General features: G+C 50.4%; 5 protein-coding genes and 3 tRNA genes. 4 read left to right on the forward strand and 4 right to left on the reverse strand.

What is annotated here, in order from left to right; translation table 11 throughout:
- The 3 genes from BIZ37_RS28065 to BIZ37_RS28075 form a co-directional block, all read right to left on the reverse strand.
- Nucleotides 1–82, reverse strand: a tRNA-Tyr gene (locus tag BIZ37_RS28065).
- An 81-nt stretch (nt 83–163) separates the two neighbouring features.
- Nucleotides 164–248 (reverse strand) — tRNA-Tyr (locus tag BIZ37_RS28070).
- Between the two features lie 81 nt (nt 249–329).
- Nucleotides 330–414, reverse strand: a tRNA-Tyr gene (locus tag BIZ37_RS28075).
- A 236-nt stretch (nt 415–650) separates the two neighbouring features.
- Between BIZ37_RS28075 and BIZ37_RS28080 the strand changes: the two genes are divergently transcribed.
- The 4 genes from BIZ37_RS28080 (at nt 651) to aroC (ending at nt 7610) form a co-directional block, all read left to right on the forward strand.
- Nucleotides 651–1754: an efflux RND transporter periplasmic adaptor subunit gene (locus BIZ37_RS28080; RefSeq protein ID WP_187464338.1), complete on the forward strand. Its 1104-nt coding sequence runs from the start codon at nt 651–653 to the stop codon at nt 1752–1754.
- Complete coding sequence (locus BIZ37_RS28085) at nt 1754–4888, forward strand: multidrug efflux RND transporter permease subunit (protein WP_187464339.1); 3135 nt, start codon at nt 1754–1756, stop codon at nt 4886–4888. The genes BIZ37_RS28080 and BIZ37_RS28085 overlap by 1 nt, the downstream gene beginning before the upstream one ends.
- A gap of 143 nt (nt 4889–5031) precedes the next feature.
- Entirely contained in the window at nt 5032–6174 is a 1143-nt protein-coding gene (rluF, locus tag BIZ37_RS28090) for a 23S rRNA pseudouridine(2604) synthase RluF (RefSeq protein ID WP_187464340.1), read from the forward strand.
- A 350-nt stretch (nt 6175–6524) separates the two neighbouring features.
- Nucleotides 6525–7610, forward strand: a complete 1086-nt coding sequence (gene aroC, locus BIZ37_RS28095; protein WP_187464341.1) for a chorismate synthase — start codon at nt 6525–6527, stop codon at nt 7608–7610.
- An 81-nt stretch (nt 7611–7691) separates the two neighbouring features.
- On the opposite strand, the gene BIZ37_RS28100 is transcribed toward aroC, so the two are convergent.
- Entirely contained in the window at nt 7692–8339 is a 648-nt protein-coding gene (locus BIZ37_RS28100) for a trimeric intracellular cation channel family protein (RefSeq protein ID WP_107300729.1), read from the reverse strand.
- Nucleotides 8340–8645: the final 306 nt, after the last annotated feature.

The raw sequence follows: 8645 nt of genomic DNA on the forward strand, positions 1-8645 counted from the left end.
TGGAGGGAGATGGATTCGAACCATCGAAGGCAGAGCCGTCAGATTTACAGTCTGATCCCTTTGGCCACTCGGGAACCCCTCCACGGGGTGTTGCAATTTATGTTGGCTTATATAGCCAGAAAACTGTCGGCCACTCTTATGAGTTAAACAATTTTCAAAATGATGGTGGAGGGGGACGGATTCGAACCATCGAAGGCGGAGCCGGCAGATTTACAGTCTGCTCCCTTTGGCCACTCGGGAACCCCTCCACAGGGTTCTGGTTGCTAGGAGTAATCTCAACTAGCGGAAAGACGTACCTTACACAAGTCAGGAACACCTTTCAAGAATAATGGTGGAGGGGGACGGATTCGAACCATCGAAGGCGGAGCCGGCAGATTTACAGTCTGCTCCCTTTGGCCACTCGGGAACCCCTCCACAAGTGCGGAGCGCATATTAGCAAACCGAGATGTTCTGTAAACCCTTTTCCTAACTATTTTTGTCTGCTTGCTGCTATTTTCATCATATTGTTGATTGTGATGGCGTTATCAGCGTTTTTCGCAACAATACAGCCTCATTGGTAAATGTGACATTGCTTTTCTTTACACTTCTTTACCCCGATCCAGCCCTTGTTCAGATATCATGCATGCAGTTTATAAAAATTGGATTCCACAATGAAAAAGGTCCTTGTTGCGGCATTGGTGACTGCCGCGTTAACAGGTAGCGGTTATTTCTACTTCCAGAGCCAGTCAGTGGCAGCCGAGCAGCCGGCTGGACGCTCGGCACGTGAGATCCCGGTAACGCTCGGTGAAGTGAGTTCCCACCCTGTTGCTCAGTCTCTGTCATTAGTTGGCAAGCTTGAGGCGCAGCGCTCAGTCAATGTGGCGACTCAGGTTGCGGCCCGTGTCGAGCAAATTGCAATCGGAGTAAACAGCAAGGTCGAAAAAGGCGATTTATTGGTTCAGCTTGATGATGCCAAACCGCAAGCTTCTTATGCAGAAGCGCAAGCTTACCTCAACGACGAGAAGCGTAAATACAGCGAATACCAGAAGCTGGTTAGCCGTGGTGCTATTACCCAAACTGAATTGGATGCCCAGTTAGCCAGTGTCAGTATTGCCGACGCCCGCCTCAAAGCAGCAAAAGCCGATTTGGATGACCACGCTATCCGTGCACCATTTAGCGGTACTGTTGGCTTGGTGGATTTCAGCGAAGGCCACATGCTGACAGTGGGGAGCGAGTTGTTCTCGCTCGATGATTTGTCTTCAATGCGCCTGGATATTCAAGTCCCGGAACAGTACTTGTCTTTCCTACGTGAAGGCATGACCGTCGAGGCAAGCAGCCAAGCTTGGCAAGGCCGGGCGTTTAGCGGTGAGATCAAAGCGATTGATTCCCGCGTTCAGGCCGACTCTCTTAATATCCGTGTCCGTGTAGTGTTTGATAACCAGGAGGGCTTACTTAAGCCTGGCATGCTAATGGCGGCCAATATCGGTTTTGCGCCACAGGATGCAGCTGTTATTCCTGTTCAGGCGCTGGAATACTCTGGTACCAAACGCTTTGTTTACCTAGTGGATGAAGCTGGTAAAGCCCACCGTACGGAAGTACAACTGGGTGCTCGGGTAGAAAACGAAGTGGTGATCGAGTCAGGGATCGGCATTGGCGATCGCATTGTGGTCCAGGGACTGGTGAATATGCGTGACGGGGTGCAGGTCAATGACATCATGGCTCAGAAAGCCAATGGCGCGCCGAAACAACAAAGCCCAGCTGGAGATGAAGTTTAATGTGGTTATCTGATGTATCGGTAAAGCGTCCGGTTGTCGCTATCGTTCTCAGTTTGCTGTTGGTGGTCTTTGGCTTGGTGTCTTTTTCCAAGCTGTCCGTTCGTGAAATGCCGGATGTCGAAAACCCGGTTGTGACGGTATCAACCAGCTATTCTGGGGCCTCCGCCACCATTATGGAAAGCCGGATCACCACGGTGCTTGAAGACCAGCTTTCGGGGATCAGTGGGATCGAGAGTATTACTTCCACCACCCGGAATGGATCGTCGCGGATCACGATTGAGTTTGAACTCGGATGGAACCTGACCGAAGGGGTCAGTGATGTGCGTGATGCGGTGTCACGTGCCCAGCGCCGCCTGCCTGACGAAGCCGATGATCCTGTGGTCTCGAAAGATAACGGTTCGGGTGAGCCTGCGGTGTATATCAACCTGACATCGAGTGTGATGGACCGTACCCAGCTGACTGATTATGCCGAACGTGTTCTGATGGACCGCTTCAGCCTGATCAATGGGGTGAGCTCAGTAAACCTCAGCGGTGCCTTGTACCGGGTTATGTACGTTAAGTTAATGCCTGACCAAATGGCCGGCCGTGGCGTAACTACCAGTGATATCGTTAGTGCCCTGAAGCTGGAGAACGTTGAGTTGCCGGGTGGTGAGGTACGTAATGATACGACTACTATGTCGGTACGTACCGCACGCCTGTACCAAGATGCGTCAGACTTCGATTATCTCGTTGTGCGCACTGCCGAAGATGGTTCGCCTATTTACCTCAAAGATGTTGCTGAAGTCGGTATTGGCGCGCAGAACGAAAATGCCACCTTCAAAAACAACGGTATTTCCAACCTGAGCCTTGGCATGGTCACTATGACAGACGCCAACCCGCTGAATGTGTCCAAAGCGGTATACGAAGAAGTAGAGCGAATGCAACGCTTCTTGCCTGAAGGCACCGAGCTGTATGTCGATTATGACTCGACCATCTTTATCGACCGGTCAATTCAAGAGGTATATAGCACGCTGTTTGTTACCGGTTTACTGGTTGTGCTGGTACTTTACATCTTTATCGGTCAGGCGCGGGCAACCCTGATTCCGGCAATCACGGTGCCGGTATCGCTGATTTCTGCCTTTATGGTAGCGTACTTCCTCGGTTTTTCGATTAACTTGCTGACCCTGATGGCCTTGATTCTGGCTATCGGCTTGGTGGTCGATGATGCCATCGTGGTGGTGGAAAACATCTATCACCATATCGAGCGTGGCGAGCCGCCTTTGTTGGCAGCCTATAAAGGTACCCGTGAGGTAGGCTTTGCGGTAGTAGCTACCACTGTCGTATTGGTAATGGTATTCCTACCGATCTCCTTCATGGACGGAATGGTAGGTCCACTATTTACCGAGTTTGCGGTGTTGCTGGCAATGGCCGTGATCTTCTCGTCGATTATCGCATTGACCCTGAGCCCGGTACTGGGGAGTAAGCTACTTAAAGCCAACGTGAAGCCTGGCAAGTTCAACGTGTGGGTTGATCGTATGTTTGGCCGCTTGGAGAAGGCATATCGCAAGGTTGTCACTGTCTCAGTCCGCTACCGCTATGGCGCGCCATTGATTGTATTGGCGTTTGTTGGCCTCAGTGTTGTATTGATGAAAACCGTTCCTTCACAGCTAGCCCCACAGGAAGACCGTGGTGTTATCTTTGCCTTTGTTAAAGGTGCGGAAGGGACCAGTTACAACCGTATGGTTGGTAATATCGAAGAGGTGGAAGAGCGTTTGCTGCCAATGGTTGGCCAGGGTGTGATCAAATCTGTCTCTATCCAGACCCCAGCCTTCGGTGGTCGTGCCGGAGACCAGACCGGCTTTGTGATCATGCAGCTGGAAAACTGGGAAGATCGTGATGTTTCCGCTTCGGATGCATTGGATATGGTACGTAAAAAGCTGCAGGGTATTCCGGATGTCCGTGTTTGGCCATTTATGCCGGGTTTCCGTGGGGGCTCTTCTGAACCTATCCAGTTCGTTCTCAATGGCGCGGATTATAGTGAGCTTTTCCAGTGGGCTAGTAAGCTGAAGGATATTGCCGACGATAACCCGATGATGGAAGGTGCAGATCTCGACTACGCCGAAACCACGCCTGAGTTGGTGGTATCGGTTAACCGCCAGCGAGCGGCTGAGCTTGGTATTCCGGTCAATGATATTGCCGAAACCTTGGAAATCATGCTGGGCGGACGCAGCGAAACGACCTTCATCGATCGTGGTGAAGAATATGATGTTTACCTGCGTGGTGATGAAAACAGCTTCAATAACGCATCGGACCTGAGCCAGATCTATGTCCGTACCCGTGCTGGTCAACTGATCACTTTGGAATCTTTGGCTGAAGTGGAAGAAGTCGCCTCGGCACAACGCCTGAGCCATAACCAGAAGCAGAAGTCGATCACCCTTAAAGCCAACTTGGTCCCAGGTTATACCCTAGGTCAGGCACTGGATTTCTTGGATGAACAAGCATTGTCGATGCTGCCAAGTGATATTGTGATTGACTACGCCGGTGAGTCAAAAGACTTCCGCGAAAACCAGAGCAGTATCCTGATGGTGTTCGGCCTAGCCCTACTGGTTGCCTACCTAGTCCTAGCGGCCCAGTTCGAAAGCTTCATCAACCCGATGGTGGTCATGCTGACAGTACCTATGGGGATATTCGGTGGCTTGGCGGGCCTAATGATTATGGATCAGAGCCTCAATATCTTCAGCCAAATCGGCATGATTATGTTGATAGGTATGGTTACCAAGAACGGTATCTTGATTGTCGAGTTTGCCAACCAGCTTCGTGATAAGGGAGTCCCGTTCGAGCAGGCGATTATCGATGCTTCCGAGCGCCGTTTGCGCCCAATCCTGATGACCGCGTTTACGACCTTGTTCGGCTCGGTGCCGTTGATCCTCTCAACCGGCGCTGGTTCCGAAGGGCGTATCGCTGTGGGTGTGGTGGTGTTCTTCGGTATGGCCTTTGCGACCTTTGTTACCTTGATTGTCATTCCGGCGATGTATCGCTTGATGGCTGCCAATACCAAGTCCCCGGGTTATGTTGCGGAGCAATTGGAAAAGGCACTGGCCCAAAATGATGGCCTGAAAGTAGGGCCAACAGGTGAACCACTCTCGGAGTCATAATCCGCACTGATGAAATGCCACCGTTTGGTGGCATTTTTTTATTTCCTTTCCCATGACGCAGGGCTGTTGCTAGAATACCCGGCCATAATTATGTCGTGACTAACCTTGATCGCGTTGTGAAACGCGCAGTATAGAAGAAAACTATGTCTCAAAATCAGCCTAACAAGAGTGCTGCCAATGGCGAACAGGCCAAAGCAGTTCGACTTAACAAATTTATCAGTGATACAGGCTATTGCTCACGCCGTGAGGCGGACAAGCTTATTGATCAAGGAAGGGTGACCATCAACGGTCAAGAGCCTGAGATGGGTGTTAAAGTCATGCCAGGTGATGAAGTGCTAGTGGATGACAAGCCGCTTCGTGCCAAAGAGCAGCCGATTTACATTGCATTGAACAAGCCGGCCGGTATTACGTGTACCACCGAACGCCATATCAAAGACAACATCGTTGATTTCATCGGTCACCGTAAGCGTATCTTCCCGATTGGCCGCTTGGATAAGCCTTCAGATGGTTTGATTTTCCTTACCAACGATGGCGATATCGTCAATAAAATCCTGCGTGCCGGTAACTCGCACGAGAAAGAGTATGTTGTTCGTGTCGACAAGCCAATCACTCAGGAGTTTATCGACAAGATGGCTTCGGGTGTTGAGATCCTCGATACCGTGACCCTGCCTTGTAAGGTCACCAAGGAAACCAACTACTCATTCCGTATCGTATTGACCCAGGGCCTGAACCGCCAGATCCGCCGCATGTGTGAAGCGTTGGGCTACGATGTATTCAAGCTTCGCCGCGTGCGTATTATGAATGTCAGTATTGATGGTTTGCCAAACGGTAAGTGGCGTTATCTGACAGATGCCGAAATTGCTGAGATCCACAGCCTAATTGCGGATTCGAGCAAGACTGAAGAAGCCTCCAAGGTCGATGGCCAGGGGCAGAGCATCAAGAAGGCAACCGATGCCAAGCTATTCGATAGCCGCCAGCAGGCAAAAGAAGATGGTGAAGGTAAGATCAAATACAAAACCTACCAAGGTAAGGGTGAGCCGAACCGTCGCCGTGGTGGTGAACGCAGTGAACGTGATGACCGCCGTCCGCAAGGGAGTGGCCGTGGTCAGGGGCAAGGTCGTAGTCAAGGCCAGAACCGTCAGGATGAGCGCAGAAGCCCGCGTCCTGGTCGTGGTGTGCAACCGGGCCATCGCCGTAACCAGCGTGATGACGAAGCGCCGCGTACACGTAATAGCAATGGCGGCTCAAGCCGTATTCAGAAGTGGAAATCACCAAAGTCTGAATAATTCAGTATATTTTAATATTTGAATCGGAGATGAAATTTCAAAAACGCATATAGACATCCATGTCGCTCCAACCCAACGTCCATGTTGGGTAGGTTTTGAAATTTAACCCCCATCCAAATCATTATCTAGAATGAAGTTAAAGAGCGGGCTTAATTAGCCCGCTTTTTTGTATCTGCTTGAAGGAAAAATTTCTGTCACATTCACTCTTGCAATCCCGTCAGCGAATTTGCACTATTGTACTCATTGACGAAAACACCCGATAACCGAATTATCACTTGGCCGGCCTTGCCGACAATGTTGGTTATACGCCCCCCGCGGCGATCAAGCGGTAAGAATTCACAGAGGAAGTAATGGCAGGCAATACTATTGGACAACAATTTCGCGTCACCACGTTTGGTGAAAGTCATGGTCTAGCGCTGGGCTGCATTATTGACGGCTGCCCACCGGGGCTGGAACTGACTGAAGCGGATATGCAACATGACTTGGACCGTCGCCGTCCAGGTACGTCGAAATATACGACCCAGCGTCGTGAACCAGACGAAGTCAAAATCCTTTCTGGGGTGTTTGAAGGCCAAACTACAGGTACTTCAATCGGCCTGCTGATTGAAAATACCGATCAGCGCTCGAAAGATTATTCAAATATTCAGGATTTGTTCCGTCCTGGCCATGCTGATTACACCTACCACCAGAAATACGGTATCCGTGATTACCGTGGGGGGGGACGTTCTTCTGCCCGTGAAACCGCAATGCGTGTTGCTGCCGGTGCTGTTGCTAAGAAATACCTCAAGCAGGTACATGGTATCGAAGTGCGTGCTTACCTTTCGCAGATGGGTGACGTTAAAATCGATAAGGTTGATTGGGAGCAGGTCGAGCAAAATGCCTTCTTCTGTCCAGATGCCGATAAAGTGGAAGCGTTCGACGAGCTTATCCGTAAGCTTAAGAAAGAAGGTGATTCTATCGGAGCCAAGCTGACAGTCGTTGCCAACAATGCTCCTGTTGGCTTGGGAGAGCCAGTTTTTGACCGCCTTGATGCCGATATCGCCCACTCATTAATGAGCATCAATGCCGTTAAAGGGGTCGAGATTGGTGATGGCTTCGATGTGGTTGAGCAGCGCGGTAGCGAGCACCGAGATGCGATGACACCGGAAGGCTTCAAATCGAATCATGCTGGTGGCATCCTAGGCGGCATCTCATCAGGCCAGGATATTGTGGCGCACATTGCCCTCAAGCCAACTTCAAGCATTACCGTGCCGGGCGAAACAATCACAAAACAAGGTGAGACTGCCGAGGTGATCACCAAAGGCCGTCACGACCCATGTGTTGGTATCCGTGCAGTGCCGATCGCCGAAGCTATGCTGGCGATCACCCTGATGGATCACCTGCTGCGCCACCGAGGCCAGAATGCTGATGTGATGACAGATACACCAAAGATTTAATACATCTTTAGTTTCTGCAATATACAAAAAGCGAGGACATGTCCTCGCTTTTTTGTGTTCCGTTCGTTCCGTTTTTTATTATTAACTTTCTGGTGCGTCTAGCTTCTCCTTAACGGTCTCTAGTTCCTCGAATCGAAAGACTGGTAAGCTCCAACCAAACTGTACGGCGGCAATGCGAATAGCGAAACCCACGACAAGCGTAGCGATAGTCACAATGGTTTCTTCCACGCCCAAATAGAGCAAGCCGTAGTACATGCCACCCGCAATGAAGGCAACTGATGCGTAAAACTCTTTTTGTAGTACCAGTGGCGGGCGGCGGCAGATCATATCTCTTAGCAGACCACCAAATACACCCGTCACAACGGCAGCCACGAGGCAGATAAGTGGGGACAGCCCCATATCCATCGCCACGCGACAACCTATAATGCTAAAGACAATCAACCCCAAAGAATCAAGCAAGACAAACACTTTATGGAAGCGAACCACTTGTGGCGCCACCATGGTCGTGAATAGCCCGGCAAGACAAGTAATGGCTAAGTACTGCGGGTTAGCCACCCAGCCTAATGGGTAGTGACCCAGCAATACATCACGCACCGTACCGCCACCGATAGCGGTAGCGCTGGCAACCAGCATGACGCCAAACCAGTCCATATGGCGCTTACCTGCAGCTAGAGCCCCAGTCATAGCTTCAGCTGTGATCCCGATGATGTAGAGAGTTGTTAATAGCATGATTTGATTAGATGAATATAAGGGTGCCTGAAAGAGGTTGCGATTTTATGCCGCGTTTTTACTGGCGTCGAATGAAATGAATTTTGTAATGCATGAATTCAGTTCATGTGTAAAAGAGTGGCCCTAGGCTCTTGGAAGAGGAAGAGGAAGAGGAAGAGCAAGAGCAAAGCGGGAAAAAAATAAAAAAAGAGTGCCGTTTGGGCACTCTTTGATACGCTTTTTTAGCCTTTAGCCTTTAGCCTTTAGCCTTTAGCCTTTAGCCTTTAGCCTTTAGCCTTTAGCCTTTAGCCTTTAGCCTTTAGCCTT

The sequence above is a fragment of the Photobacterium sp. BZF1 genome, assembly GCF_014349205.1.
Lineage (GTDB): Bacteria > Pseudomonadota > Gammaproteobacteria > Enterobacterales > Vibrionaceae > Photobacterium.